Consider the following 26,145-nt stretch of genomic DNA (forward strand, 5'->3'; position numbering starts at 1 on the left):
CGGCTGCGTGTCGCTCAACGGCTGCGTGTCGCTCAACGGCCGGGCGGCGCCAGGCGGTTCGGGCGCCGGTCCACGGCCGTCGCGCCGGTCTTCGACAGCGCGTCCGTCTTCGGCGGGGCGCCGGTCTTCGGCCGTGCGTCGGGCCCCGGCGGGGTGCCGGTCCTCGGCCGTGTGCCGGACGTCGGTCAGCGGGTGCGTGGCGGCAGCTTCGGGCGGGTGCGGTCCGGTACGTCCGAGAGGTCGGGCGGGGAGGCCACCGGGTGGGTGCTCAGCAGATCCAGGGCCAGTTCGATCGCGGTGTCCATCTCGGCGTGACGGCCCTCCGCCCAGTCCAGCGGGGTGCGCAGGACCTCCAGGTCCGGGGCGACACCCTGGTTCTCGACGGACCAGCCGTACGCGTCGAACCAGGCCGCGTTCATCGGGACCGTGATCACCGTGCCGTCGCCGAGCTGGTGCCGGCCGGTCATGCCGACGACTCCGCCCCAGGTGCGTTGGCCGACCACCGGACCGAGCCCGAGCAGCTTGAAGGCGGCCGTGATCATGTCGCCGTCGGAGGAGGTCGCCTCGTCGGCGAGAGCGACCACCGGGCCGCGCGGAGCGTTCGAGGCGTACGACACCGGCTGGGCGTTGCGCGTCAAATCCCACCCCAGGATCTTGCGCGTCAGCTTCTCGACGACGAGTTCGCTGATGTGGCCGCCCGCGTTGCCGCGCACGTCGACGAGGAGCGCCGGGCGCGAGACCTCCAGCCGCAGATCACGGTTGAACTGTGCCCAGCCCGATCCACCCATGTCAGGGATGTGGAGGTAGCCGCAGCGGCCACCGCTCAACTCCCTGACCACCTCACGGCGTTTGGCCACCCAGTCCTGGTAGCGCAGCGGCCGCTCGTCGATCAGCGGGACCACCGCCACCCGGCGCGAGGGTCCCTGACCCGTCGGCGGGACGAACGTCAGCTCCACCGTCGTACCGCCCGCGCCCGCGAGCAGCGGGTACGGGCCCGTCACCGGGTCCACCGGGCGGCCGTCGATGTGGGTGAGCACCGCACCCTCGCGGATGCCGGTGCCCGCCAGCGGTGAGCGGGCCTTGGAGTCGGAGGAGTCGCCGGGCAGGATCCGCTTCAGGGTCCAGCAGCCGTCGCGCCGGACGAAGTTGGCCCCCAGCAGGCCCTGCCAGCGCTGGTAGTGCCCGGGGCCCTCGTTGCGGCGGGCGGCGGCGACGTAGGCGTGCGAGGTGCCCAGTTCGCCGAGGACCTCACGCAGCAGGTCCGCGAACTCGTCGGGGGAGGCGACCCGTTCGACCAGGGGGCGGTACTGGGCGAGTACGGCGTCCCAGTCGATGCCGCACATGTGGGGTTCCCAGAAGTAGGCGCGGATGATGCGGCCCGCCTCGTCGTAAGCCTGGCGCCACTCGGCGGGCGGGTCCACCTCGTGGAGGATGCGGCGCAGATCGATCCAGACCGTCGAGTCGCTGTCGCCGGGCTCGGTGGAGGGGACGGCGCGCAGCTCGCCCTCGTCGACCACGACCAGCCGGGAGCCGTCGCCGCTCACCGCGAACCAGTCCAGGTGGCCGACGAGTTCCGACTTCTTCGCCTTGCTGACGTTGAAGTGCTCCAGGGTCGGACGCCCCGAGGTGTCGTCGGGGTTGGCGAAGGTCTCGCCGAGCGCGCCCGAGATCGGCCAGCGCAGCCAGACCAGCCCGCCGCCCGCGACCGGGTAGAGCGCCGAGTACTTGGAGGCGGTGACCGGGAACGGGGTGACCCGGCTCTCCAGGCCTTCCAGTTCGACGCTGACCGCGCCGTCGGCAACCTCGTCGTCGACCGGGTCCAGGCCTCCGGCGACCGGCCGCCCGTCGGGGTTCAGGGCGAAGGGAGAAGGGGTGGCGGAGGACAGCGGGACGAGATACGGGCGGCAGCCCAGCGGGAAGGACAGGTCGCCGGTGTGGACGTCGTAGACCGGGTCGAAGCCGCGCCAGGAGAGGAAGGCCAGATAGCGGCCGTCCCTGGTGAAGACCGGGTTCTCGTCCTCGAAGCGCCCGTCGGTGACGTCGACGACGAGCCGGTCCTTTATCCGCGCCATCTTGATCTGGCGCAGGGAGCGGCCGACCCCCGGGTGCGACCAGGTCAGCCAGGCCCCGTCCGGGGAGAAGGCGAGATCCCGGACCGGTCCGTTGAGGGACTGGATCAGCTCCGTGACCCCGCCTCCCGCGTTCTCCGCCCGTCCGGTCCCGCGGGATACCCCCGTCTCCTCCGCGTCCTCGCCCGCTGTCGCCTCTGTCGCCTCTGTCGCCTCCGTCGCCTCCGTCGCCTCCGTCGCCTCAGCGGCCTCTTCCGCAGCCTCCGTCCTCGCAGGCTCCTCCGGCTCCTCCGGCTCCCTTACCTCCTCCGTCTCTCCCGCATCCTCCGTCGCGTCGAGAAGCAGCAGCCGTCCGTCGTTCGAGGCGATCGCGAGCCGTTCCCCCTGGGGGTCGGCCACCAGTTCCAGTACGCGGCCCAGCTCGCCGGAGGCCAGCCGGCGCGGCTCGCGCGCGCCGGAGGCCCGCGGCAGATAGGCGATCTCGACGGCGTCCTCGCCGTCCGCGTCGGTCACGTAGGCGACCTGGCCGCCCGAACCGAGCATCTCGGGGAGCCGGACCCGTACCCCCGGGGTGTCGGCGATGGTGCGGGCGGGCCCGTCGCGGTGGGTGAGCCAGTACAGGCTGCCGCGTACGACGACGGCGCCGGCCCGTCCCGTCTCGTCCACGGAGATGGCGTCCACGTGCTGGGCCGCGGGCACCTGGTAGGGACGCCGGCCCGCGCGCTGCCCGCCGAGGCGGATGTCGAGACGGCGCGGGATCGAGTCGGGGGACAGGTCGTCGACGATCCACAGGTCCCCGGCGCACTGGTACACAACCCGGCTTCCGTCGCTGGAGGCGTTGCGGGCGTAGAACGCGTCGTGGTCGGTGTGCCGGCGCAGGTCGGAACCGTCGTACGCGCACGAGTACAGGTTGCCGATGCCCTCGTGGTCGGAGAGGAACGCGATCCGGCCGCCGACGAACATGGGGGAGTCGAGGTGGCCGTCGATGCCGGCGAGCAGACGCTGCCCGTGCAGCCAGAGCCGGCCCATGGCGCCGCCCCGGTAGCGCTTCCAGGCGGCGGGATCGTGCGGCGGGGTGCCGGTGAGCAGCAGGGTCCTGCGTTCGCCGTCGATGTCGGCGACCGCGATGTCCGACACCGGTCCCCAGGGCAGGTTGCCGCCGGGGTCGCCGTCGGTCGGGACGCTGTGGGCCCAGGTGAAATAGGAGAAGGGCTGCCCGTGCGAGGCGACGGCGAGGATGTCGCCGTCGGGGGACCAGCCGCAGACCCGGGTGTCCGCGCTGCCCCAGTAGGTGAGGCGGCTGCCCGGTCCGCCGTCCACCGGTGCCAGATGGATCTCCGGCACATGGCTGCGCCAGCTCGTGTACGCGATGTCTCTCCCGTCGGGGGAGAAACGGGGGTGTCCGACCTTGGTACGGTCCACGGTGAGCCGCCAGGCCCGCCCCTGCCCGTCCAGCGGTGCCACCCACAGATCGTCCTCGGTCACGAAGCACAGCCGGTCGCCGCTCAGGTGCGGGAAGCGCAGGTATCCGGATGCGCGGTCGGTGGTGTCCTTGTCCGCGGTCGCCTTCTCGTACGTGTCGCTCACCTCCCCATGCTTTTCCCCTCGGAGGGCCCCGGCAACTTGTGCGGGGGACACGTCCGGCGCGGCGGGCACGTGACCCAACACACGTACGAAACAGTTTCGTTTCGCTCGCGGTCGAGGTATCTTGAAAAACGTACGAAGACGAAGAAGATGCCGTACAACGATGACGTACAGGACCGAGTCGTTCTGAGCGGGAGATGGTGAGTGGGATGACTGGAGCCGCAACGGTGCGTCGCAGTCGGATCACGCCCGAGCGCGAGGCCGAGCTGTACCGGGCCGTGCTCGACCTGCTCAGGGAGGTCGGCTACGACGCTCTGACCATGGACGCCGTCGCCGCTCGCACCAAATCCAGCAAGGCCACCCTCTACCGTCAGTGGGGCGGCAAGGCCGAGCTGGTGGTGAAGGCGCTGCGGCACGAGAAGCCGAGCGCCGGCGACATCGACACGGGATCCCTGGCAGGCGACTTCCACGCGTTGGTGACGCGTGAGGACGACTGCCGCATGGAGCAGAACTCCGCGCTGATGCGGGGTCTGGCCATGGCACTGCACGGGAACCCCGATCTCCTGAAGGCCTTCCGGGAACTGATCATCGAACCGGAGACCGTAGAGCTGCGCCGCGTACTGGAGCGTGCCGTCGCCCGGGGTGAGATCCGCCCGGACAACCCCGCGCAGGAGTACGTGCTGCACATGCTGATCGGGGCCTTCGCGGTGCGCGGCATCATCGACGAGCGGCCACCGACCCGTTCCTTCCTCACCTCGTACGTGGATGCCGTGATGCTCCCCGCACTCGGCGCCTGATCCCGCACACCCCCGGGACGAACCCCCGTATCCGTACCTGACGCGACCGCTCACGTCGTCGGGCTGATCTCCCCTGCCCCCCACCGGGTGACCTCACCAGCCCCTGCCATCCCACGACCTGACCGGGAGTACGCCCTAGTGGCCACGTTCCTCTACAAACTCGGCCGACTCGCCTTCCGGCGACGGCATTTCGTCGCCCTGATCTGGGTGGCACTGTTGACGCTGGCGGGAGTCGGCGCGGCCAACGCCCCCGCCGCCGGCGCCAGCTCGTTCTCCATACCCGGCACCGAGGCGCAGAAGGCCTTCGACCTGCTGGAGCAGCGTTTCCCCGGCATGAGTGCCGACGGAGCGACCGCGCGCGTCGTCTTCAAGGCGCCCAGCGGCGAGAAGATGGCGGACAAGGCCAACAAGGCGACCGTCGAGAAGACCGTCAAGGCGCTCGGCGACGGCTCGGAGGTCACCTCCGTCACCGACCCGTTCAAGGCGAAGGCCGTCAGCAAGAACGGTTCGATCGCCTACGCGTCGGTGAAGTACAAGGTCTCCGGGATGGAGTTGAAGGACTCCTCGAAGGACGCCCTGGAGGCCGCCGCGCAGCAGGCGCGGGACGGCGGGCTGACCGTCGAGGTGGGCGGTGACGCGCTCCAGGCCACGCCGGAGACCGGTTCCACCGAAGTCATCGGTATCGCGATCGCCGCGGTCGTTCTCGTCATCACCTTCGGTTCGCTGATCGCCGCCGGGCTGCCGCTGCTCACCGCGCTGATCGGGGTCGGCATCGGCGTCTCGACCATCACCGCCCTCGCCAGCGCGCTCGACCTGGGCACCACCACCTCCACACTCGCGATGATGATCGGCCTCGCGGTCGGCATCGACTACGCGCTGTTCATCGTCTCCCGCTACCGCGCCGAACTCGCCGAGGGCCGCGAGCGCGAGGAGGCGGCCGGGCGGGCCGTCGGCACGGCGGGCTCGGCGGTGGTCTTCGCGGGTCTGACGGTCGTGATCGCGCTCGTCGGCCTGTCCGTCGTGAACATCCCGATGCTGACGAAGATGGGCGTCGCGGCGGCCGGCACGGTCGCCATCGCCGTCCTGATCGCGCTCACGATGATCCCGGCCCTGCTGGGTTACGCGGGCCGCAAGGTCCAGCCGGCCGGACAGAAGAGCAGGCTGCTCGGCGGCGGCCGGGCCGCGAAGAAGGCGGGCCGGCCCAACATGGGCACCCGCTGGGCGAGCTTCGTCGTCCGCCGTCCGCTCGCCGTCCTGCTGCTCGGTGTGGTCGGTCTGGGCGCCGCCGCGATACCGGCGGCCTCGCTGGAACTGGGTCTGCCCGACGACGGTTCGCAGCCCGCCTCGACCACCCAGCGCAGGGCCTACGACCTGCTGTCCGACGGTTTCGGTCCGGGCTTCAACGGTCCGCTGATGCTGGTCGTGGACGCCAAGGCGAGCGACGACCCCAAGGGCGCGGTCACCCGGGTCGCCGACACGGTCAAGGACCTCAAGGGCGTCGTCTCGGTGACTCCGGCGACGTACAACAAGCCCGGGGACACCGCGATGATCACGGTGATCGCGGACTCGAAGCCGTCCTCGGTGAAGACCGAGAACCTGGTGCACACCATCCGTGACGCGGGCGACGGCATCAAGGCGGACACCGACGCCCAGGTGCTGGTCACCGGCAGCACGGCGATGAACATCGACTTCTCGCAGAAGCTCAACGACGCGCTGGTCCCGTATCTGGCGCTGGTGGTCGGCCTCGCCTTCCTGCTCCTGATCGTGGTCTTCCGCTCGATCCTGGTCCCGCTGAAGGCGGCGCTCGGCTTCCTGCTGAGCGTCATGGCGGCGCTCGGCGCGGTGGTCGCGGTCTTCCAGTGGGGCTGGCTGGCGAACCTCATCGGCGTCGAGCAGACCGGCCCGATCATGTCGATGATGCCGATCTTCATGGTGGGTGTCGTCTTCGGCCTCGCGATGGACTACGAGGTCTTCCTCGTGACCCGGATGCGCGAGGCGTACGTGCACGGGGAGAAGCCCGGCCAGGCCATCGTGACCGGCTTCAGGCACGGTGCACGGGTGGTGACGGCCGCGGCCGTCATCATGATCGCCGTCTTCTCCGGCTTCATCGGTTCCAGTGAGTCGATGATCAAGATGATCGGCTTCGGCCTCGCGATCGCCGTCTTCTTCGACGCGTTCGTCGTCCGCATGGCGATCGTCCCGGCGGTCCTGGCGCTGCTCGGCAAGAAGGCCTGGTGGCTGCCGAGGTGGCTGGACCGGGCGCTGCCGAACGTGGACGTCGAGGGCGAGGGGCTGCGCAAGCTGGGCGCCGGCCACCCGAAGAACGAGGACGGCGACCGCGAGTTGGCGCGGGTCTGACCGTCCGAGGTCAGTGAGCCACCGGGGTGGCGGCCATGTAGGTACGGCGCAGGAAGCGCATCAGGGCTTTCGAGTCGACCTGCACGACCGCCACCCCTTTGGCGGAGTGGAACTCCATGACCGCCTGCACCCGGCCGCAGGGCCAGACACGTACGTCGCCGTTGCTGACGGGGACCCGGAGCCCCTGCTCCAGCAACTCACGGGGGAAGATCCACTCGTGCGGCCCGGGCAGGGTGATGCGCACCTGGCGGGGATCGGCCTCGGGATCGTAGTGGAAGGCCACCGGAACGGCTCTGCCTTCGTCCTCGGCGGAGTCGGCCGTGTCCGTGACGATGTGGGCGCGTGCGTACTGTTCGACGGCAGACATGAACCGACTCCTTACGCTGCGTAACCTGTGCGGAATCTACGAATCCGTCACCTTTCCAATGTCGCACATTCCGTGGAATCCGCTCTCGGACATCGGGTACCCCTGTGGGGCCCTCGTGACACGGTTCTGTGGGGCACGCCACGTGACGGGACGTGCGGCAGGACGCCTTTGTGGACTCCCCGGCGGTGCGACAGGTCGCCTCCGACGGCTGTCCGGCGGGACGGCCGGCGGTCCTCGGTTCCTCGCGTCGCGGGGCCGCCGTTCCTTCCGCTATTCATAGGCGCATCGCTCTTGCAAGCCATTCGCAACAAGGCACTATCATCGAACGGTGCATGTGCCTGACGGATTCATCAACGCCCCGGTCTCCGCCGCCACCGGACTGGTCGCCGCCGGCGCCGTCGCGGTGAGCCTGCGAGGCGCCCGCCGCGAACTCGACGAGAGGACCGCGCCACTGGCCGGCCTGGTCGCCGCCTTCATCTTCGCCGTACAGATGCTGAACTTCCCGGTCGCGGCCGGGACCAGCGGACATCTGCTCGGCGGCGCACTGGCCGCGATTCTCGTCGGCCCCTTCACGGGGGTTCTGTGCGTCTCCGTGGTCCTGCTGATGCAGGGCATCCTCTTCGCCGACGGAGGCCTCACCGCGCTCGGCGTGAACATCACCGACATGGCGATCGTCACCACCGTTGTCTCCTACGCCGTCTTCCGCGGCCTGCTGAAGGTGCTCCCGAGGAGACGGCGCTCGATCACCGCGGCCGCCTTCGTGTCCGCGCTGCTGTCCGTCCCGGCCGCCGCCGTCGCCTTCACCCTCATCTACGCGCTCGGCGGCACCACCGACGTCGCGATCGGCAAGGTCGCCACCGCGATGATCGGCGTCCACGTCCTCATCGGCATCGGCGAGGCCACGATCACCGCACTCACGGTCGGCGCGGTCATCGCCGTACGCCCGGACCTCGTGTACGGCGCCCGCGGTCTGCAACAGCGGCTCAAGCTGCGGGTGGACGGCGAACTGGTCGACGCGGTCACCCCCACCCTTCCCGCCGCCGCCCCGGTCTCCCGCCGCAAGGTGTGGATCGCCGGTCTCGTCACCTCCCTCGTCCTCGCGGGCTTCGTCAGCTTCTACGCCTCCGCCAGCCCCGACGGCCTGGAGAAGGTCGCCAAGGACCAGGGCATCGACCAGCGCACCAGGAAGCACCACACCGAGGACTCCCCGCTCGCCGGGTACGGCGTCAAGGACATCTCCGACGCCCGCATCTCCGGCGGCCTCGCGGGTGTGATCGGCGTGGGCGTCACGATCGTCGCGGGCACCGCCGTCTTCTGGACACTGCGCAGGCGCCGTACGGCCGACGCGTCACCCGCCTCCCTCCCGGAAGGCGTCTGAGATGGGCGCGGGCCACGCCCACCGCCTCTACCGGCACGGGCACTCACCGGTGCACGCCCTGCCCCCGCACACCAAACTCGCCGCGGCCTTCGCCTTCGTGGTGGTGGTCGTCTCGACCCCGCGCGAGGCGATGTGGGCGTTCGCGCTGTACGCCGCGCTGCTCGCGACGGTCGCGTGGCGAGCCCGTGTGCCGGCCGGGTTCCTGCTCAAACGGCTGCTGATCGAGGTCCCGTTCGTCGCCTTCGCGGTGCTGATGCCGTTCGTGGCCGAGGGCGAGCGGGTGGACGTCCTGGGCCTGTCCCTCAGCGTCAACGGACTGTGGGGCGCGTGGAACGTGCTCGCCAAGGGAACGCTGGGCGTGGCGGCCTCCGTGCTGCTGGCCTCGACCACCGAACTGCGCGAACTGCTCCTCGGCCTCCAGCGGTTGCGGCTGCCTCCCCTCCTCGTGCAGATCGCGTCCTTCATGATCCGGTACGGCGACGTCATCACGGACGAGATGCGGCGGATGCGGATCGCCCGGGAGTCGCGCGGCTTCGAGGCGAGCGGAGTACGGCACTGGGGCGTCCTCGCCAAGTCGGCGGGCGCGCTCTTCATCCGCTCCTACGAACGCGGGGAGCGCGTGCATCTCGCCATGGTGAGCCGGGGATACGCCGGTTCGATGCCGGTCATCGACGAGGTGACCGCGTCGCGGGCGCAGTGGTCGTACGCGCTCGCCCTGCCCGCCGCCGCCCTGCTCGTCTGCCTGTTGGGATGGACCCTGTGACCTCTTCACCCTCGTTGCAAGTGGCCGGACTGGCCTTCGCCTACCCCGACGGACACCAGGCCCTGTTCGGCGTGGACTTCACCGTCGGCCGCGGCGAACGCGTCGCGCTGCTGGGCCCGAACGGCGCCGGCAAGACCACCCTCGTGCTGCACCTCAACGGCATCCTCACCGGCGGCGCCGGGACCGTGACGGTGGCCGGACTCCCGGTGGACAAGCGGCACATGGCCGAGATCCGGCGCAAGGTCGGCATCGTCTTCCAGGACCCGGACGACCAGCTCTTCATGCCGACCGTGCGCGAGGACGTCGCCTTCGGGCCGGCCGCGGCCGGGATGAAGGGCGCCGCGCTGGAGGAACGCGTGCGCACGGCCCTGGAACAGGTCGGCATGGACGCCTTCGCCGACCGGCCCCCGCACCATCTCTCGTTCGGCCAGCGGCGCCGGGTGGCGGTGGCGACCGTCCTGGCGATGGAGCCGGAGATCCTGGTCCTGGACGAACCCTCGTCCAACCTGGACCCCGCCTCGCGCCGTGAACTCGCCGACATCCTGCGGTCCCTGGACGTCACCGTCCTCATGGTCACGCACGACCTGCCGTACGCGCTCGAACTGTGCCCCCGGGCACTGATCCTGAGCGACGGTGTGATCGCGGCCGACGGCAGGACCGGCGAACTCCTCTCGGACGACGGGCTGATGCGCACCCACCGGCTGGAACTGCCCTTCGGATTCGATCCGCGTTCCGTGGCCATCGGCACCCCGTGACACCCGCCGCTCCCTGACAATGGGCGCGTGACGAACCAAGAGGACGCCGGATCGCCGCTCCTCGACGACCAGTTGTGCTTCGCGCTGTACGCGGCCCAGCGCGCCGTGACCGCCGCGTACCGCCCGCTGCTGGAGGAACTCGGGCTCACCTATCCGCAGTACCTCGTCCTGCTGCTCCTGTGGGAGCGCGGCGAGACCACCGTCAAGGAACTGGCGGGCGCGCTGCGGCTGGACTACGGCACGGTGTCGCCGCTGCTGAAGCGACTGGAGTCGGCCGGCCTGGTCCGTCGTGAGCGCTCGGCCCACGACGAGCGGTCGGTGCTGGTGACGGTCACGGTGCGCGGCGAGACGCTGCGGGAGCGCGCGGCGGGGGTGCCGCGCGCGCTGCTGGCGTCGACCGGCCTCGACGGTGACGCGGCGGGGCGCCTGCGGGAGGAGTTGCGGGGGCTGGCCGAGCGGGCTGAGGAGGCCGCCGGGCGGGCCCGCTGACCTGCCCCGTTCCGAGTGCGCGGGGGTTACCCGCGGTCTTCGACCCCTGGTGGTCAAGCCCTCCGTACCCGCCAGTATCTTGTGCACGATGCACTTGTGCACTCCTGTGTTTTCCGTCCTGGGGGAGGTCCGCCATGATCGACGGCACCGCTGTCGACACTCGTCCGACGAAGATCATGTATGTCGCCGAGGCGACCGCGCACGGCGGCCGTGACGGCTATGTCACCAGCCAGGACGGCCAGATCGAACTGAAGGTCGCGATGCCGCCCGCGCTCGGCGGCGACGGCAACGGCACCAACCCGGAGCAGCTCTTCGCCGCCGGGTTCAGCGCGTGCTTCCACAACGCGCTCGTCCTGGTGGGGCGCCGGGCGGGCTTCGACCTGTCCGGGTCGACCGTCGCGGCGAAGGTCGGCATCGGGCCCAACAAACAGCGCGGATACGGTCTCGCGGTCGCCCTGAGCGTCTCGCTCCCCGTCGTCGAGCGGGACCTCGCGACGAAGCTCGTGGACGCGGCCCACGAGGTCTGCCCCTACTCGAACGCGACCCGGAACAACATCGAGGTCACGATCCTGCTGGGCTAGGAATCCAGGCCTTCGCACGAGTGTTGCAGCCACTGTCGCAGGCGAGTGGACGGAGTGCGGACGTGAACGTGAACGGCACAGTGGCCGAGGGCTTCGAGCCGGTCAGGGCGGCGTTCCTGCGCAACTTCGAGACGCTCGGGGACCGGGGCGCGGCCGTCGCCGTGTACCGGGACGGGCGCAAGGTCGTCGACCTGTGGGGCGGCGCGAAGAACGCGACCGTGTCGGCCGGGGCGGACGGCACCGCAGACACCCGGGACACCCGGGACGCGGGGGACCCCGGCTTCCCGGCGGACGAGGCGCCCTGGGAGCACGGCACCGCGCAGATCGTGCGCTCGGCGACGAAGGGTGTGGCCGCCGCCGTCCTGCTGCTGCTCGCCCAGCGGGGGGAACTGGACCTCGACGCCCCGGTGGGCCACTACTGGCCCGAGTTCAAGGCGCGTGGCAAGGAGCGCGCCCTGGTCCGGCACGTGCTCGCGCACCGGGCCGGGGTGCCCGTCCTCGACCGTCCGCTCACCCCGGCCGAGGCGGCGGACCCGGACGTGGCCGCGGCCGCCGTGGCCGCGCAGACACCGGCCTGGGAGCCGGGGAGCGATCACGGGTACCACGCGCAGACGTACGGCTGGCTGACGGCCGAGCTGGTGCGCCGGGTCACCGGGCGCTCGATCGGCACCTGGATCGCCGAGGAGATCGCCGGGCCGCTGGGACTCGACCTGTGGGTCGGGCTGCCGGACGCGGAGGCGGGCCGGGTGGGCCGGGTCGCCCCCATCGAGGCCCCGGCGGAGGGCGGCGGCCTGCGGCTGCGTCCGAAGCGGGCGGTCTCCGAGGCGTACGCCGACCCCGAGTCGCTCACCCGCCGTGCGTTCGCGGCGATCACCCCGCAGCAGGACGAGAACGATCCGGCCTACCGGGCCGCCGTCCTGCCCGCCTCCAACGGCGTCGCGACGGCGGACGGCCTGGCCCGCTTCTACGCCTCGCTGATCGGTGAGGTGGACGGCGTACGGCTGTTCACGCCGGAGAGCGTCGCACTGGCCCGCGCCGAACAGTCCGCGGGGCCCGACCGGATCCTGGTCGTGCACACCCGCTTCGGCCTCGGGTACATGCTGCACGGCAGCGCGTCCCCGCTGCTCGGCGACGGCTCCTTCGGACACCCCGGACGCGGCGGTTCACTCGGCTTCGCCGACCCCGGGACGGGGATCGCCTTCGGGTACGTGACGAACGGTTTTCGCAAGAGCGTGACGGCCGACCCGCGGGCGCAGGCGCTGGTACGGGCGGTGCGGGCGGCACTCGGGGAGTGACCCGGGGCGTGCCCGCGGGTGGACCGTACGAGGCCGTTGGCCACACCGGATCTCCCCCCACCGCATGTCTCACGGGGATCCTGAGACTGTGGTGACCCAGGACGACTTCGACGCCCTGCAGCGCCGCATCGATGCGATCGTCGCCCGGGCGGCGGAAGCGGACTCGACCTGTTCCTGGGGCCTGTGGCAACTCGCCAAGGACAAGCGTGAGTTCGGCAGCACGTACTACGGCTCCCTCAAGGACGCGAGCACCGACGCCCGACAGGCGCAGCGGACGAAGACGGATGCGGTGGAGTACACGCCGCCCGCGAAGTGGGGCAGCGGCACCATCAAGCCCATTGCCGAGTTCCTCAGTTACCGCTCCTGGATGGGCGGGGCCGAGGCGGCCATGCATGGGGACCTCAACGGCGCGATACAGGGTGCAATCGGCGGCGCCCCCTCCGCGGCCGGCGGCGAGGCCAGCAAGCACCTCGCCAAGGGCGCGCTCCTGAGCGACGTCACCGGGAAACACCATCGCCCCACGTTCATCAACACGATCGGCAAGTTCGGCGAGAAGATATTCGGCATGCCGGTTGCCGTGGTTGCGACGGGGATCGACTTCTACTACACGCCCAATCAGCCCAGGACCCCGGGCGACACCCATGTGGACGCCCCGGAAGAACCGGGAAAGGTGAGGTACCAATGACGCATTCCGCGGGCCCGCCCACGCGTGGCCGCCGCCGACCGGATCTGCGGCACTGGCTGAGACCCCAAAGTTCACGGATGCTCGTCTTCGGCTTTTGCATGTCCGTCGGCGGGCTCGCCGGTGGGGTGCGCTCTGCGTTGGACGGCAAGGGGATCTGGACGATCCTCGGCACCTTCGCCGTGGGGATTTTCGGCTTGCTCATTGTCGTGAGCTTCTTCGTCAACTACGAGGACCGGCGAGGCCGCCGCTGAGCCCCTTGCCGACGCGCGACGGCCCCTGCCCCGTCGCATCGAAGAGGGCCGGTGACCTTCGAGCGTCATGTCGCCGCGCCGGAGATGCGGCCGCTGCGGCCGCCCCGTAGGGGAGAGCGGGAACGGGCTGCGGTCGGGGTGTTCAGGCGACTACGGCCGGCGTGGGTGAACGCGGCGAACAGCACCGCCGCGGTGACCCGTGGGGTCACCGGCGCCGCTCACGCACGTCCACCGGCCTGCCGCCCGTGGTCTAGCTTCCCGCCTTGAGGAGCGCCGCCACGATCGGTCCCGCGGTGTCGCCGCCGTGGCCGCCCTGCTGGACGACGCCGGCCGCGGCGAGGTCACCCTTCCACGCGGTGAACCAGCCGTTCGGCTTCTTCTGGTTGTCGACCTCGGCGGAGCCCGTCTTGGCGCCGTAGTCGGGGCCGAGCCCGGACATCGCCTCGGCGGCCGTACCGGACGCCGCCGTGTACTGCATGAGTTCGCGGAGCTGGGAGAGCGTGTCCGCGGAGAGGGTGCGGGAGGCGGTGGCCAGCTTGCGGTGGTCCACGTCCGGCGACACCAGGTACGGCTGGTGGAACACGCCCGACTTGACCGTCGAGGCGACCGACGCCATGTTCAGCGGGTTCATGCGGACTCCGCCCTGGCCGATCAGCGAGGCCGCCATCTGGGCCTGCGACTGGACGGGCACCGAGCCGTCGAAGCTGGGGACGCCGATGGCCCAGTTGTTCATGCTCAGCCCGAAGACCTGCTGGGCCTGCTGCGTCAGGTCGGCGTTCTCCAGCTTCTTCGCCTGGCTGATGAAGGCCGTGTTGCAGGACCGCGCGAAGCTCGCCTTGAACGTGCCGCCCTTGATCTCGAACTTGTCGTCGTTCTGGAACTTCCAGCCGCCGTACGTGACGTACTTCGGGCACGGGTGCGGTTTGTCCGCCGAGGCGATCTTCTTGTCGATCAGCAGCGACGAGGTGATGACCTTCATCGTGGACCCGGGGGCCAGGGACCCCTGGAGGGCGGTGTTGAAACCGTGGCTCTGGTTGGCGACCGCGAGGATCTCGCCGGTCGAGGGACGCATCACGACGACCGACGCCCGGGTCTTCTTCTCGACCTGCTGCTCGGCGTCCGCCTGGAGGGTCGCGCTGAGCGTCGTCCTCACCGTGCCCGGGGTGCCCTCGCTGAGGGTCACCAGCGTCTTGTCGGGCGACTTCTGGGTGCCCTTCGCCGCGGCCTTGCGGACCACCCGCAGCTCGATGCCCGCCGTGCCGCCGGCGGTCTTGCCGTACTTCTCGCGCAGCCCGTCCAGGACCGTGCCCAGCGAGGGGTACTTGGCCGTGGTCAGTTCACCGCCGGCGCGGTCGAGCGCCGTGATGGGGGGAGTGCCCGCCGCGCCGGTGACCAGACGGTCGCCGTCCTGGAGGTCCGGGTGCACGACGGACGGCTTCCAGTCGACCAGCGCGACGCCGTCCTCGGCCCGCCGGGCGACGGTCAGCTTCGACTCGTACGCCAGTGGCTTGCTCTTGCCCTTGTAGGTGACCGTGGCCTTGACGGAGAACGGGACGGAGGCCCCCGACGGGGTGCCCGCCGTGACCGTGACGCCGGTGATGTGCGCGTCCTTGGTGTAGCCGGTCAGCACGGTGGTCGCGGCCCCGGCGTCGGTGGTGGCACCGGCCGCCTTCGCGACCTCACCGCTCTGCCAGGCGGCGAGGAACCGCGTGGACAGGGCGGTGACCTCGGCCGCCGTCGGCGGACCGCTCTTCACGGCCTTGTGGCCGACGCTCGTCCCGTCCTCGGCGGACGCGCCACCGCCGTACAGGCTGTAGGCGCCGAACGCCCCGCCGACGACAGCCACGGCGATCAGCCCGCCGACCACGGCGGGCTTCGTCTTCCGTCGCTCGGCGACGCGCCTTCTCTTCCCCACGGTTCCCGATCCTCCGCTGCTTCCCCTGGCCCCCGGTGCCCTCACGCTCCTCAACGAGGGCTCCCAGCCTAGGGTCCCGCCCTGTGAAGGGTGACGTCAGCCGCCCGTTCGTAGCACAGCTGCGACGATCGGACCGGCCGCGTCCACGCCGTGGCCGCCCTGCTGGGTCATCGCGGCGGCCGCGATGTCGTTGCGGTAGCCCGTGAACCAGCTGTTCGACCGGGACTGCGCGTCGACCTCCGCGGAACCGGTCTTGGCGCCGATCCTGCCGGTGAGGCCGGCCATCACCTGGGCGGCCGTACCGCTGACCGCGGTGCGGTTCATCATCGTGCGCAGCTGGGCGACCGTGCCCGGCGGCAGCCCCTTGGCGGTGGCGATCTCACGGTTGTCGAGCCGGGGCGACACGATGACCGGCTGCCGGAAGACGCCGGTCATCGCGGTCGCGGTCACGGACGCCATGTTCAGCGGGCACATCTGGACCTGGCCCTGGCCGATCAGGTTGGCGGCCGTGTCGGGGCCGCCGGAGGCCGGGACGGAGCCGTCGAAGGACTCGATGCCGGTCTTCCAGTTGTTCCGGCCGAGGCCGAAGCGCTGTTCGGCCTCGTTGGTGAGCGAGTCGACCTTCACCGTGTCCGCGTACTTCACGAACGCCGTGTTGCAGGAGCGCGAGAAGCTGTCGGAGAGCGTCGCGTTCAGCTGGGGTGCCATGCCCGGCAGGTTGTGGAAGGTCTGGCTCTCCGAGACCGCGCTGTCCGGGCAGGTCGCGGGGCCGTTCGCCGTGGTGATGCCGTTGTCGATCAGCGTGGCCGCACTGATGATCTTCATGGTGGAGCCGGGGGCGAGTTTGCCGAGGAAGGCCGCGTTGAAGCCGTCCGCGCGGTGGTTGGCGACCGCCAGTACCTCACCGGTGCTGGGCTTGACCGCGACCACGGACGATTCGGCGTACCGCGCGACCGCCTTCTCCGCGGCGGCCTGCGCGCTCGCGCTGAGCGTGGTGCGCAGCTTGCCCGGCTCGCCCTTGGCGAGGGTCACCAGGGTGGTGTCGCCCGCGCCCTCGGTCGCGTGGTGGATCGCCAGCTCGATGCCGGCCGTGCCGCCCGCCTGGTCGCCGTACTTCTCGCGCAGCGCGTCGAGGATCGGACCCAGCGAGGGGTACTTCTCCGTGGTCAGGACAACGTTGTTCCGGTCCACGGCCTCGATCGGCGGGCTCGCCGACTCGCCGGTGACCAGTGTGTCGCCCTCCTTCAGCTCCGGATGGACCACCGACGGCTTCCAGTCGACCAGCGCCTTGCCGGTGGTCTCGCCGCGTACGACGGTCAGTTCCGAGTCGTACGCGAAGGGCTTGGACTTCCCCTCGAACGACACCGTGGCCTTCACCGAGAACGGCACGGACGCGCCGGACGGCGTGCCCGGTGTGATCCGGACGCCGGTGAGGTGGGCGTCGGCGCGGTAGCCGGCGAGCAGGCCCTCGGCCTGGCTCGCGTAGTTCGTGTACGTCGCCGCCTCGGCCGCGTCGCCCTTCGCCCAGGCGGCGAGGAACTTCGCCGAGGTCTCCTTGACCTCCGCGCCGCTCGGCGGCCCGCTCTTCACCGGCGCGGGCCCGCCCGCGCTCCCGCTCTCGTTGCCGTCGAGCGCGCTCACCACGTTGAACGCGCCGTATCCGGCGCCTCCCACCATCACGGCGAACACACTGCCGATGATGGCGGCCTTTGCCCCCTTGCGCATCGCGCGAAACCCTCCCCGTGGACCGCCCCCCGAACTTCTGAACGCGTTCAGAAAAGTCGGTCTGCGTAGCACTGTATGCGGGAGGAGGGACGCGTGGGGTCTACATTTTCCGAATCGTTAGACCAGACCTCGGTTCACATCCTCGAACCGTGGTCACGGATGAGGCAGCTGCTTCCCAGGGCCGCGTGGACGGCCCGGGTATACGATCGAAAGGTGCGCGGCGAGCGGGGCGAGAGCCTGTGCGGCGTCTTCCCGAAGGGCTGCGCGTCCGGGAGACGGTGAGCCGCCGCCTCCGGCGCGAACCCAGGCGTCCGCCGGTCCCCGGCCCCGCCGAGGCGCCGTGCCGGGGAGTTGTGATGACCAGTCCACACGAGATCGATCCGCGCGCCTTCGACGACCCGCGCAACGTCTATCCGACCGACGAACAGTTCTACGCGCACGGCCGGCCGGCCGCCCCCCTGCTGCCGGAGGACCGGCCGCGCGGCGGCAGCCCCGCGGCACCGCTGCACCACCGGGGCACGTGGGCGACGGTCGCGCTCGTCGCCGGCATCATCCTGCTGATCCTCGTCGGGATCGCCCTGTTCCCGTGACACCACGGGCACCGGCGGCCACCGGGGACGAACGAGAGGGCGCGGCGGACCGCCGCGCCCTCGTGATGCGTCCGTCCGGCTAGACCCAGGTGTCCAGCCACATCCGTGATCGCCACTGGTCTATGGGGATCGACGTGCCCGTGTACAGGGGCCAGAAGTAGATGAAGTTCCAGGCGATCAGGAGGACCAGGACGCCCGCGCTCGTCGCGCCGATGACGCGGCGGCGTTCCGTGGAGCCGGGGGGGCCGAGGATCGCGCCGATCATCATGGCGAGGGCCAGGCACAGGAACGGGAGGAAGATCACCGCGTAGAAGAAGAAGATCGTGCGCTCCTGGTACTGGAACCAGGGCAGGTAGCCGGCCGCGATGCCACAGGCGATGGCGCCCGCGCGCCAGTCGCGGCGGAACGCCCAGCGCCACAGCAGGTAGACGACCGCGAAGCAGGCGGCCCACCACAGGATCGGGGTGCCCAGCGCCAGCACCTCGCGGGCGCACTTGTCGCCCGCGTCGGCCGGGCAGCCGTCCTTGCCGGGCAGCGGGGACTCGTAGAAGTACGAGACCGGGCGGCCCACGACGAGCCAGCTCCACGGGTTCGACTGGTAGGTGTGCGGCGACGAGAGGTGGACGTGGAAGTTGTACACCTCGTGCTCGTAGTGCCACAGGCTGCGCAGCCAGTCGGGCAGGAAGGTCCAGTTGCCGCCCTTGCCGTCGGTCACGGCCCAGTTGCGGAAGTAGCCGCCCTTGCCGTTGTCCGGCGAGAGGATCCAGCCGGTCCAGGAGACCAGGTAGGTGACGATCGCCACCGGGACCGTCGCCAGGAACGCGAGGCCCGTGTCGTGCTTCAGGGTGGCGGCGTACGGGTGCCGGGCACCCGCGACGCGGCGCGAGCCGACGTCCCACAGGACGGACATCAGGCAGAACGCGGCGAGGACGTAGAGGCCGCTCCACTTGGTGCCGAGGGCCAGTCCCAGCATGAGGCCCGCCGTCCAGCGCCAGGGCCGCCAGCCGAGGCGTACCGTCTCGGCGGTGTGCGCGTCCGGGCGCACGACCCCGTCCGCGTCGGCCGGCAGCGCGGCCGCCAGCCGGGCTCTCGCCCGGTCCCGGTCCACGACCAGACAGCCGAAGGCCGCCAGGACGAAGAACATCAGCACACCGTCGAGGAGCGAGGTGCGGCTCATCACGAAGTGCAGCCCGTCCACCGCCATCAGCGCGCCCGCCAGACAGCCCAGGAAGGTAGAGCGGAACATCCTGCGCCCGATCCGGCACAGCAGCAGCACCGACAGCGTGCCGAGCACCGCCGTCATGAAGCGCCAGCCGAACGGGTTGAACCCGAACATCCACTCGCCGATCCCGATGACGTACTTGCCGACCGGGGGATGGACGACATAGGCGGCGTCGGTGGGGATCGAGACGTGCCCGTTGTGCTGGAGGACGAGGTCGTTGGCGTTCTTGTCCCAGTTGACCTCGTACCCGCGGTGGATCAGCGCCCACGCGTCCTTGGCGTAGTACGTCTCGTCGAATATCACCGCCTTGGGACGGCCCAGGTTCCAGAACCGCATCAGCCCGGCGAGCAGCGTCACCAGAAGCGGTCCTCCCCACCCCGACCAGCGTGTGAGGCGCTCGGCGACCTCGTGGCGCAGGCCGAACGCGGCCCAGATCCGTGGGCTCGGTTCGGCGTACGGCGGCACGAGCCGGTCGCGCACATCGGTTCTCGGCGGCGGCGTGTATCCGAAGCGGCGCAGCCGCTGCTGCCACGACGGCTGCTGCGCTTCGGCGGCCTGGCCCTGCCGGGTGTCCGTGGAGGACGCGGTACTGGTCACCGCGCCATCGTAGGGAACAGGTCTGTGCGAGTCCCGTGCACGGGCCTTAATGGGTGGATGAGGCTGCCGCGGATCGCCCCTGCGAGGATGGATCCGTGACAGGAACCCTTGTTTTGGCAGGCACCCCGATCGGTGACACGGCCGACGCCCCGCCCCGGCTCGCCCAGGAGCTGGAGAGCGCGGACGTCGTCGCCGCCGAGGACACCCGCAGGCTGCGCCGGCTCACCCAGGCGCTCGGGGTGCAGCCCACCGGGCGGGTCGTGTCGTACTTCGAGGGCAACGAGGCCGCCCGGACCCCGGAACTCGTCGAGGCGCTGGCGGGCGGTGCGCGGGTGCTGCTGGTGACCGACGCGGGCATGCCGTCGGTCTCCGACCCCGGCTACCGGCTGGTCGCGGCGGCCGTCGAGAAGGACATCAAGGTCACCGCCGTGCCCGGCCCGTCGGCCGTGCTCACCGCGCTCGCGCTGTCCGGGCTGCCCGTCGACCGCTTCTGCTTCGAGGGGTTCCTGCCGCGCAAGGCGGGGGAGCGGCTGTCGCGGCTGCGGGAGGTCGCCGAAGAGCGCCGGACGATGGTCTATTTCGAGGCGCCGCACCGGCTCGACGACACCCTCGCCGCGATGGCCGAGGTCTTCGGGGGCACCCGGCGGGCCGCCGTCTGCCGCGAGCTGACCAAGACGTACGAGGAGGTCAGGCGCGGGCCGCTGGACGAGCTGGCCGCCTGGGCCGCCGAGGGCGTGCGCGGGGAGATCACCGTCGTCGTCGAGGGCGCGCCCGCCAAGGGCGCCGGGGAACTGGACGCCGGAGAGCTCGTGCGCCGGGTGCGGGTGCGCGAGGAGGCGGGTGAACGCCGTAAGGAGGCCATCGCGGCGGTCGCGGCGGAAGCCGGAATTCCCAAGCGCGATGTCTTCGATGCGGTCGTCGCAGCAAAGAATGCGGCGCACAACGCCCCATAGAAGGGCAAAGGGCGGTCGCCAAAAGCAAAGCTCGGACCGTGTTCCGAGTCCGTTCCGACAAGGAAAGGCCAAAACGGCTCCAACAGTCGACAGGCCGGATGCGTTCGCGCTCGGAGAAGCGTCCACTGGTCGAAGGGACGCACCGGTCCCCAGTCTTCGAAAAGCCGGAGGGATTCAGGGGGAATCCTGTCGGCGAAGGCGCTTGTCCAGCGGACAAGAGGAGCACTGGCATGAGTGAGATCGCAGGACGGACCGGCCGTATCGATGGCCCGGTCACTGGGCAGCAGACGGGCCATCGCAGCGCGGCGACCGCCATCGTCAACGAGTCGTACTCCTTCGCCTGCATGCGCTGCGGGCACGGCTGGGAGCAGTCGTACGAGATAGAGCACCACCACGACGCCGAGGGCAGCGAGTTCGTGATGTACGTGGCGGAGGGCCGTGTCGTGCCGTCGCCGCTGAGCCGCCCCTCCTGCCAGAACTGCGACGGTCACGTGGTGCGCATCATGCGCGCCGGCCAGGTGTCCTCCGTCCAGAACTCCATGCACCGGACGCACCACCCGGACCGGCCGCTGCCCCGGCAGCCCGCGCAGGTGCGCGGGGAGGGCCCGGACGAGGACCTCGACCGGTCGGCGGCGGCGCCCGGGGAGTCGCACCACTGGCACCTCTCCGACCTGCTGCACCCCTTCCACCACCGCAGGGCGAGCTGACGCTCACCGCCGGGCGGGCTGACCCCTACCGCCGGGCGGGCTGACCCTCACCGCGGCGCGGGCCGACGCTCGGCCCCCGCTCGGGTGAGACCGGGCATGCCCCTTTCGTAGGATCGGGGCATGCCCTCCGACAAGACCGAAGCACCCCCGCTCCCCGAGCCGCTGCGGGTGCCCGTCGCCGACTCGCACACCCACCTCGACATGCAGTCCGGCACGGTCGAGGAAGGCCTCGCCAAGGCCGCGGCGGTCGGCGTGACGACGGTCGTCCAGGTCGGCTGCGACCTGAACGGCTCGCGCTGGGCGGCCGAGACCGCCGCCGCGTACGACGCCGTCCACGCGACCGTCGCCCTGCACCCCAACGAAGCGCCCCGTATCGTGCACGGCGACCCCGACGGCTGGTCCCGCCAGGGCGCGCGGCGGCCCGGCGGCGACGACGCCCTCGACGAGGCCCTCGCCGAGATCGACCGCCTCGCCGCGCTCGCGCAGGTCAAGGGCGTCGGCGAGACCGGACTCGACTACTTCCGCACGGGCCCCGAGGGCGCAGCCGCCCAGGAACGGTCCTTCCGCGCCCACATAGAGATCGCCAAGCGGCACGGAAAGGCGCTGGTCATCCACGACCGCGACGCCCACGCCGACGTGCTGCGCATCCTCAAGGAGGAGGGCGCTCCCGAGCGGACCGTCTTCCACTGCTACTCCGGCGACGCCGAGATGGCCGGGATCTGCGCCCGCGCGGGCTACTTCATGTCCTTCGCCGGCAACATGACCTTCAAGAACGCCCAGCCGCTGCGCGACGCGATCGCCGTGGCGCCCCTGGAGCTGCTCCTCGTCGAGACCGACGCGCCCTTCCTGACACCCGTGCCGTACCGCGGACGGCCCAACGCGCCGTATCTCATTCCGGTCACGGTCCGCGCCATGGCAGCAGTGCGCGGTATCGACGAAGACGTGCTGGCGACGGCGCTCTCGGCGAACACGGCACGCGCTTTTGATTACTGAGCGATAACGCTTGCAGGCGTTTTCCGGGGGCTCGGCCGGGGACAGTGTCGCGACACAGCGTAGCCGCGTTGCTTGGGAGAGTGACGACCGCTCCGCTAGGTTCTGGTCGCCCGATCCGGACCCTGGAGCGTGTCGTCGTGAGCAACTCGCAGTACGAGACGTTTGGCCTGAGCGCAACGCCGTACGAGCCCTACGAGCCGTACAGGACCCACGAGTCCTACGAGGCCTACGAGTCGTATGAGTCGTACGAGAACCCCGAGCCGTACCGAGACGGCCCCCCGGACGGTCCCGTCGGACCGCCGGGCGGCTCCGGGGACACGTACCGGCCCGCATACGAGGCACTGGCCGACCGGACGACCCAGGTGTCCCAGGTCACCCTGCTGTCCCAGGCCCCCACGGAGCCCCAGCTGCCCCGCCGGGAGTACGTGCAGGGGCCGGTGGCGGCGCCTGCGGACGCGGGGGGCGCTGAGACAACGCTGGTGGAACCCCTGACCGGCGGGCGGGCGGAGGTGCGACGCACCTCCCGGCGTGCGCCCCGGCGCCGAGGGACCACCGCACGCACCGATCCGCTGCGCCGGCTGCTCCCGCAGGCACTGGTCGTCGCCTTCCTGGCCGGCGGCACCTCCGCCTTCGTCGCCAGTGACAAGGCCATCGAACTGACCGTCGACGGGAAGCCGCGCACGCTGCACACCTTCGCGGACGACGTGAGCGAACTGCTCCGCGGCGAGGGCGTGCGGGTGGGCCCCCACGATGTCGTCGCGCCCGCCCCCGGCACCCCGTTGGCCAGCGGTGACGAGGTCGCGGTCCACTACGGGCGGCCCGTGCACCTCACGCTCGACGGGCACCGGCGCAGGGTGTGGACGACGGCGGCCACCGTGGACGGGGCGCTGGAGCAGCTCGGGGTGCGGGCCGAGGGGGCGTACCTGTCCGCCTCGCGCTCCCGGCCCATCGGACGGGAGGGCCTCGCGCTCGACGTCCGCACCGAGCGCACCGTGACGATCATGGCGGACGGCCGGGCGCGGACGATCCGGACGAACGCGGCGACCGTGGCGGAGGCCGTCGAGGAGGCCGGGATCACGCTGCGCAACCAGGACACGACGTCGGTGCCGTCCGGGAGCTTCCCGCGGGACGGCCAGACGGTCAGCGTGATGCGGATCACCGGGTCCAGGGAGATCCGCGAGGAGCCGATCCCCTTCAAGGTGACGCGGACGAACGATCCCACGCTCTTCCGCGGCACGGAGGTCGTCGACCGGGCCGGTGAGCCGGGGACCCGGCGGGTCCTGTATCTGCTGCGGACCGTCAACGGGGTCAAGGAGCGGCCCCGGCGGATGGGGGCCGAGGTGGTGCGGGAACCGCGGACACGGGTGGTGCGGGTCGGGACCAAGCCGCGGCCGGACTCCGTCCGGGGGGCCGACCACCTGAACTGGTCCGGCCTCGCGGCGTGCGAGTCCGGAGGGCGGCCCGCCGCCGTGGACTCCTCCGGGACCTACGGAGGCCTCTACCAGTTCGACACCCACACCTGGCACAGCCTCGGGGGGGCGGGGCGACCCCAGGACGCGCCCGCCAGGGAGCAGACCATGCGGGCGAAGAAGCTGTACGTGCGGCGGGGTGCGGCTCCGTGGCCCCACTGCGGGGGCCGCCTCCACGGCTGACCTCCGGTGTGCCTGTCCGGGGGCTCCGCCCCTGGCCCCCGCTCGCCCGAAGGGCTCGTCCTCAAACGCCGGACGGGCTGAAAACACCGCCCCGCGCCCCTTGTTTCCCAGGGGCGCGGGGCGGTGTGCGGCGAGCCCCCCGCCCACTCGCGCCCGAGGCACCGTGCGGTTCCGGCCCAGGGGCTCCGCCCCGGGACCCCCGTTCGGCCTGGACGGTCTCGTCCTCAAGCGCCGGACGGGCTGAAAGAGCGCCGCCCGCGCCCCTTGTTTCACCGTGCGGTTCCCGCCCAGGGGCTCCGCCCCCGGACCCCCGTTCGGCCTGGACGGTCTCGTCCTCAAGCGCCGGACGGGCTGAAAAAGCGCCGCCCGTGCCCCTTGTTTCCCAGGGGCGCGGGGAACTGCGCGGCCGGCCCCCGCCTACCCGCACCGCCTCCGAAGCCGCCCGCGGGGCCCGGTGGAGTCGGCCGGGGTCGTCGCCCCCGTACCCTGGCTGCGTGAACAGCCCCACCCCCGACGCCCTCCTGGGCCCCGCCGAGGTCCGCGAACTCGCGGGCGCGCTCGGCGTGCGGCCCACCAAGCAGCGCGGCCAGAACTTTGTGATCGACGCCAACACCGTGCGCCGTATCGTGCGCACCGCAGGCGTCCGGGAGGACGACGTGGTCGTCGAGGTGGGCCCCGGCCTCGGCTCGCTGACCCTCGCGCTGCTGGAGGCGGCCGACCGGGTGGTCGCCGTCGAGATCGACGACGTCCTCGCGGGCGCGCTCCCCGCGACCGTCACGGCCCGCATGCCGGCCCGCGCCGACCGTTTCGCGCTCGTGCACTGCGACGCCATGCAGGTGTCCGAGCTCCCGGGTCCCGCGCCCACCGCGCTCGTCGCCAACCTCCCGTACAACGTCGCCGTACCCGTGCTGCTGCACATGCTCGACACCTTCCCCACCATCGAGCGCACGCTCGTCATGGTGCAGGCGGAGGTCGCCGACCGGCTCGCCGCCGCCCCGGGCTCGAAGGTGTACGGCGTGCCGAGCGTCAAGGCCAACTGGTACGCCGACGTGAAGCGGGCCGGCTCGATCGGCCGCAACGTCTTCTGGCCCGCTCCGAACGTCGACAGCGGCCTCGTGTCCCTCACCCGGCGTGCCGAGCCCGTGGCGACCACCGCCGCCAAGCGCGAGGTCTTCGCCGTCGTCGACGCCGCCTTCGCCCAGCGCCGCAAGACGCTGCGCGCCGCCCTGGCCGGCTGGGCGGGTTCCCCCGTCGCGGCCGAGGCCGCGCTCGTCGCCGCCGGGGTCTCCCCGCAGGCCCGCGGCGAGTCCCTCACCGTCGAGGAGTTCGCCCGCATCGCGGAGAACCGGGTCGCCGGGAACACCGTCGAGAACAAGGAGTCGGTCCAGCCGTGACGCAGACGGTGACGGTACGCGTCCCTGCCAAGGTCAACGTCCAGCTCGCCGTGGGCGGCGCCCGCCCCGACGGCTTCCACGACCTGGCCAACGTGTTTCTCGCGGTCGGCCTGTACGACGAGGTCACGGTGACGCCGGCGGACGAGCTGCGCGTCACCTGCTCGGGCCCCGACGCCGACCAGGTCCCCCTGGACCGTACGAACCTCGCGGCCCGCGCCGCTCTCGAACTCGCCCGCCGCCACGGCATCGACCCCGCCGTCCACCTCCACATCGCCAAGGACATCCCCGTCGCGGGCGGCATGGCGGGCGGCAGCGCCGACGGCGCCGGCGCGCTGCTCGCCTGCGACGCCCTGTGGGGAACCGGCACCTCGCGCCGGGAACTCCTCGACATCTGCGCCGAGTTGGGCAGCGATGTGCCGTTCAGCCTGGTCGGCGGGGCGGCACTCGGAATCGGACGCGGCGAACGGCTGCGGACGCTGGAGGTCGGCGGGACCTTCCACTGGGTCTTCGCCATCGCCGAGCGCGGGCTGTCGACCCCGGCGGTCTTCCGGGAGTTCGACCGGCTGAACGAAGGGGTGCGGATCCCCGAACCGGTCGCCTCGCAGGACCTGTTCGACGCCCTGGCGAAGGGCGACGCCGCCGCCCTCGCGGCCACGGTCTCCAACGACCTCCAGCCCGCCGCCCTCTCCCTCTTCCCGGCCCTCGCCGACACCCTCGCCGCGGGCAGCGCCTCCGGCGCCCTCGCCGCGCTCGTCTCCGGCTCCGGGCCGACCACCGCCTTCCTCGCGGCCGACGCCGAGTCCGCGCGGACGGTGGCCGGGGCCCTGCGCGCTTCCGGGACCTGCCGGACGGTGAGGGTCACCGAAGGCCCCGCACCGGGCGCCACCGTCGTGTGACCTCGCGGACCGTCCGGCCTCTCGGACCGTCCGGCCTCTCCGGCCTCTCCGGCCTTCTGATCGTTCCGGACGCCGACTTCCCGTACTCAGAGGTGAGTTGAGTACGGGCGCGCTGACGCCGGGCGGCCC

At 71.5% G+C, this 26,145-nt stretch carries 22 protein-coding genes; 17 read left to right on the top strand and 5 right to left on the bottom strand.

Going from position 1 to position 26,145, the window contains the following annotated elements:
• Positions 1-185: 185 nt before the first annotated feature.
• Positions 186-3,656, bottom strand: a complete 3,471-nt coding sequence (locus OG199_RS24405; RefSeq protein ID WP_405831266.1) for a S41 family peptidase — start codon at positions 3,654-3,656, stop codon at positions 186-188.
• A gap of 206 nt (positions 3,657-3,862) precedes the next feature.
• Between OG199_RS24405 and OG199_RS24410 the strand changes: the two genes are divergently transcribed.
• Positions 3,863-4,450, top strand: a complete 588-nt coding sequence (locus OG199_RS24410; RefSeq protein ID WP_356805423.1) for a TetR/AcrR family transcriptional regulator — start codon at positions 3,863-3,865, stop codon at positions 4,448-4,450.
• A 138-nt stretch (positions 4,451-4,588) separates the two neighbouring features.
• Positions 4,589-6,808: an MMPL family transporter gene (locus OG199_RS24415; protein WP_401800639.1), complete on the top strand. Its 2,220-nt coding sequence runs from the start codon at positions 4,589-4,591 to the stop codon at positions 6,806-6,808.
• A 10-nt stretch (positions 6,809-6,818) separates the two neighbouring features.
• Here OG199_RS24415 and OG199_RS24420 read toward each other — a convergent pair whose 3' ends face one another.
• On the bottom strand, positions 6,819-7,175 hold the full coding sequence (locus OG199_RS24420) for an SsgA family sporulation/cell division regulator (protein ID WP_266699688.1): 357 nt from the start codon (positions 7,173-7,175) through the stop codon (positions 6,819-6,821).
• 328 nt (positions 7,176-7,503) lie between these two features.
• Between OG199_RS24420 and OG199_RS24425 the strand changes: the two genes are divergently transcribed.
• The 8 genes from OG199_RS24425 (at position 7,504) to OG199_RS24460 (ending at position 13,372) form a co-directional block, all read left to right on the top strand.
• Positions 7,504-8,553 carry an energy-coupling factor ABC transporter permease gene (locus OG199_RS24425; protein WP_356806593.1) on the top strand — a complete coding sequence of 350 codons (1,050 nt, stop codon included), beginning with the start codon at positions 7,504-7,506 and terminating at the stop codon, positions 8,551-8,553.
• 1 nt (position 8,554) lies between these two features.
• Positions 8,555-9,316 (top strand): cobalt ECF transporter T component CbiQ, encoded by a 762-nt coding sequence (cbiQ, locus tag OG199_RS24430; RefSeq protein ID WP_401800644.1) that lies wholly within the window; start codon positions 8,555-8,557, stop codon positions 9,314-9,316.
• Positions 9,304-10,071, top strand: a complete 768-nt coding sequence (locus OG199_RS24435) for an energy-coupling factor ABC transporter ATP-binding protein (RefSeq protein ID WP_401800646.1) — start codon at positions 9,304-9,306, stop codon at positions 10,069-10,071. Before cbiQ ends, OG199_RS24435 begins: the two co-directional genes overlap by 13 nt.
• 27 nt (positions 10,072-10,098) lie before the next feature.
• A complete protein-coding gene (locus tag OG199_RS24440; RefSeq protein WP_356806588.1) occupies positions 10,099-10,560 on the top strand; it encodes a MarR family transcriptional regulator in 462 nt (153 codons plus the stop codon).
• A gap of 134 nt (positions 10,561-10,694) precedes the next feature.
• Positions 10,695-11,141 carry an organic hydroperoxide resistance protein gene (locus tag OG199_RS24445; protein WP_356806587.1) on the top strand — a complete coding sequence of 149 codons (447 nt, stop codon included), beginning with the start codon at positions 10,695-10,697 and terminating at the stop codon, positions 11,139-11,141.
• A gap of 62 nt (positions 11,142-11,203) precedes the next feature.
• The gene (locus OG199_RS24450; protein WP_356806585.1) at positions 11,204-12,436 is read left to right on the top strand and encodes a serine hydrolase domain-containing protein; all 1,233 of its coding nucleotides are present in this window, start codon (positions 11,204-11,206) and stop codon (positions 12,434-12,436) included.
• A gap of 88 nt (positions 12,437-12,524) precedes the next feature.
• Positions 12,525-13,121, top strand: coding sequence for a hypothetical protein (locus tag OG199_RS24455; protein ID WP_356806583.1), 597 nt, complete (start codon positions 12,525-12,527; stop codon positions 13,119-13,121).
• A gap of 77 nt (positions 13,122-13,198) precedes the next feature.
• Complete coding sequence (locus tag OG199_RS24460) at positions 13,199-13,372, top strand: hypothetical protein (RefSeq protein WP_356806582.1); 174 nt, start codon at positions 13,199-13,201, stop codon at positions 13,370-13,372.
• A gap of 250 nt (positions 13,373-13,622) precedes the next feature.
• Here OG199_RS24460 and OG199_RS24465 read toward each other — a convergent pair whose 3' ends face one another.
• Positions 13,623-15,287: a penicillin-binding transpeptidase domain-containing protein gene (locus tag OG199_RS24465; protein WP_356806580.1), complete on the bottom strand. Its 1,665-nt coding sequence runs from the start codon at positions 15,285-15,287 to the stop codon at positions 13,623-13,625.
• Positions 15,288-15,383: 96 nt separating this feature from the next.
• Positions 15,384-17,012 (bottom strand): penicillin-binding transpeptidase domain-containing protein, encoded by a 1,629-nt coding sequence (locus OG199_RS24470; protein WP_356806578.1) that lies wholly within the window; start codon positions 17,010-17,012, stop codon positions 15,384-15,386.
• A gap of 356 nt (positions 17,013-17,368) precedes the next feature.
• Between OG199_RS24470 and OG199_RS24475 the strand changes: the two genes are divergently transcribed.
• Positions 17,369-17,602 carry a hypothetical protein gene (locus OG199_RS24475; protein ID WP_356806576.1) on the top strand — a complete coding sequence of 78 codons (234 nt, stop codon included), beginning with the start codon at positions 17,369-17,371 and terminating at the stop codon, positions 17,600-17,602.
• Between the two features lie 79 nt (positions 17,603-17,681).
• Here the strand turns inward: OG199_RS24475 and OG199_RS24480 are convergent, their stop codons facing one another.
• Positions 17,682-19,421 carry a dolichyl-phosphate-mannose--protein mannosyltransferase gene (locus OG199_RS24480; protein ID WP_405831271.1) on the bottom strand — a complete coding sequence of 580 codons (1,740 nt, stop codon included), beginning with the start codon at positions 19,419-19,421 and terminating at the stop codon, positions 17,682-17,684.
• A gap of 95 nt (positions 19,422-19,516) precedes the next feature.
• On the opposite strand from OG199_RS24480, the gene rsmI reads away from it, so the two are divergent.
• The 6 genes from rsmI to OG199_RS24510 all read left to right on the top strand — a co-directional run bounded on the left by rsmI (position 19,517) and on the right by OG199_RS24510 (position 26,016).
• Complete coding sequence (gene rsmI, locus OG199_RS24485; RefSeq protein WP_356809222.1) at positions 19,517-20,374, top strand: 16S rRNA (cytidine(1402)-2'-O)-methyltransferase; 858 nt, start codon at positions 19,517-19,519, stop codon at positions 20,372-20,374.
• A 230-nt stretch (positions 20,375-20,604) separates the two neighbouring features.
• A complete protein-coding gene (locus tag OG199_RS24490; protein ID WP_356809223.1) occupies positions 20,605-21,081 on the top strand; it encodes a hypothetical protein in 477 nt (158 codons plus the stop codon).
• A 120-nt stretch (positions 21,082-21,201) separates the two neighbouring features.
• On the top strand, positions 21,202-22,074 hold the full coding sequence (locus OG199_RS24495; RefSeq protein ID WP_356809224.1) for a TatD family hydrolase: 873 nt from the start codon (positions 21,202-21,204) through the stop codon (positions 22,072-22,074).
• A 137-nt stretch (positions 22,075-22,211) separates the two neighbouring features.
• On the top strand, positions 22,212-23,726 hold the full coding sequence (locus OG199_RS24500; protein WP_405831274.1) for a ubiquitin-like domain-containing protein: 1,515 nt from the start codon (positions 22,212-22,214) through the stop codon (positions 23,724-23,726).
• A gap of 494 nt (positions 23,727-24,220) precedes the next feature.
• The gene (rsmA, locus tag OG199_RS24505) at positions 24,221-25,120 is read left to right on the top strand and encodes a 16S rRNA (adenine(1518)-N(6)/adenine(1519)-N(6))-dimethyltransferase RsmA (RefSeq protein WP_356807897.1); all 900 of its coding nucleotides are present in this window, start codon (positions 24,221-24,223) and stop codon (positions 25,118-25,120) included.
• On the top strand, positions 25,117-26,016 hold the full coding sequence (locus OG199_RS24510; protein ID WP_356807895.1) for a 4-(cytidine 5'-diphospho)-2-C-methyl-D-erythritol kinase: 900 nt from the start codon (positions 25,117-25,119) through the stop codon (positions 26,014-26,016). Before rsmA ends, OG199_RS24510 begins: the two co-directional genes overlap by 4 nt.
• The last annotated feature ends 129 nt before the right edge of the window (positions 26,017-26,145 follow it).

Origin of the sequence: Streptomyces sp. NBC_01176, from assembly GCF_045039825.1 — a bacterium.
In the GTDB taxonomy this organism is placed as follows: Bacteria; Actinomycetota; Actinomycetes; order Streptomycetales; family Streptomycetaceae; genus Streptomyces.

Bases quoted from the DNA above. Each gene is read 5' to 3' on its own strand.
- OG199_RS24410 (WP_356805423.1), top strand. From the start codon at position 3,863: ATGACTGGAGCCGCAACGGTGCGTCGCAGTCGGATCACGCCCGAGCGC.
- OG199_RS24470 (WP_356806578.1), bottom strand. From the start codon at position 17,012: ATGCGCAAGGGGGCAAAGGCCGCCATCATCGGCAGTGTGTTCGCCGTG.
- cbiQ (WP_401800644.1), top strand. From the start codon at position 8,555: ATGGGCGCGGGCCACGCCCACCGCCTCTACCGGCACGGGCACTCACCG.
- OG199_RS24495 (WP_356809224.1), top strand. From the start codon at position 21,202: ATGCCCTCCGACAAGACCGAAGCACCCCCGCTCCCCGAGCCGCTGCGG.
- OG199_RS24445 (WP_356806587.1), top strand. From the start codon at position 10,695: ATGATCGACGGCACCGCTGTCGACACTCGTCCGACGAAGATCATGTAT.
- OG199_RS24435 (WP_401800646.1), top strand. From the start codon at position 9,304: ATGGACCCTGTGACCTCTTCACCCTCGTTGCAAGTGGCCGGACTGGCC.
- OG199_RS24460 (WP_356806582.1), top strand. From the start codon at position 13,199: ATGCTCGTCTTCGGCTTTTGCATGTCCGTCGGCGGGCTCGCCGGTGGG.
- OG199_RS24490 (WP_356809223.1), top strand. From the start codon at position 20,605: ATGAGTGAGATCGCAGGACGGACCGGCCGTATCGATGGCCCGGTCACT.
- OG199_RS24475 (WP_356806576.1), top strand. From the start codon at position 17,369: ATGACCAGTCCACACGAGATCGATCCGCGCGCCTTCGACGACCCGCGC.
- OG199_RS24420 (WP_266699688.1), bottom strand. From the start codon at position 7,175: ATGTCTGCCGTCGAACAGTACGCACGCGCCCACATCGTCACGGACACG.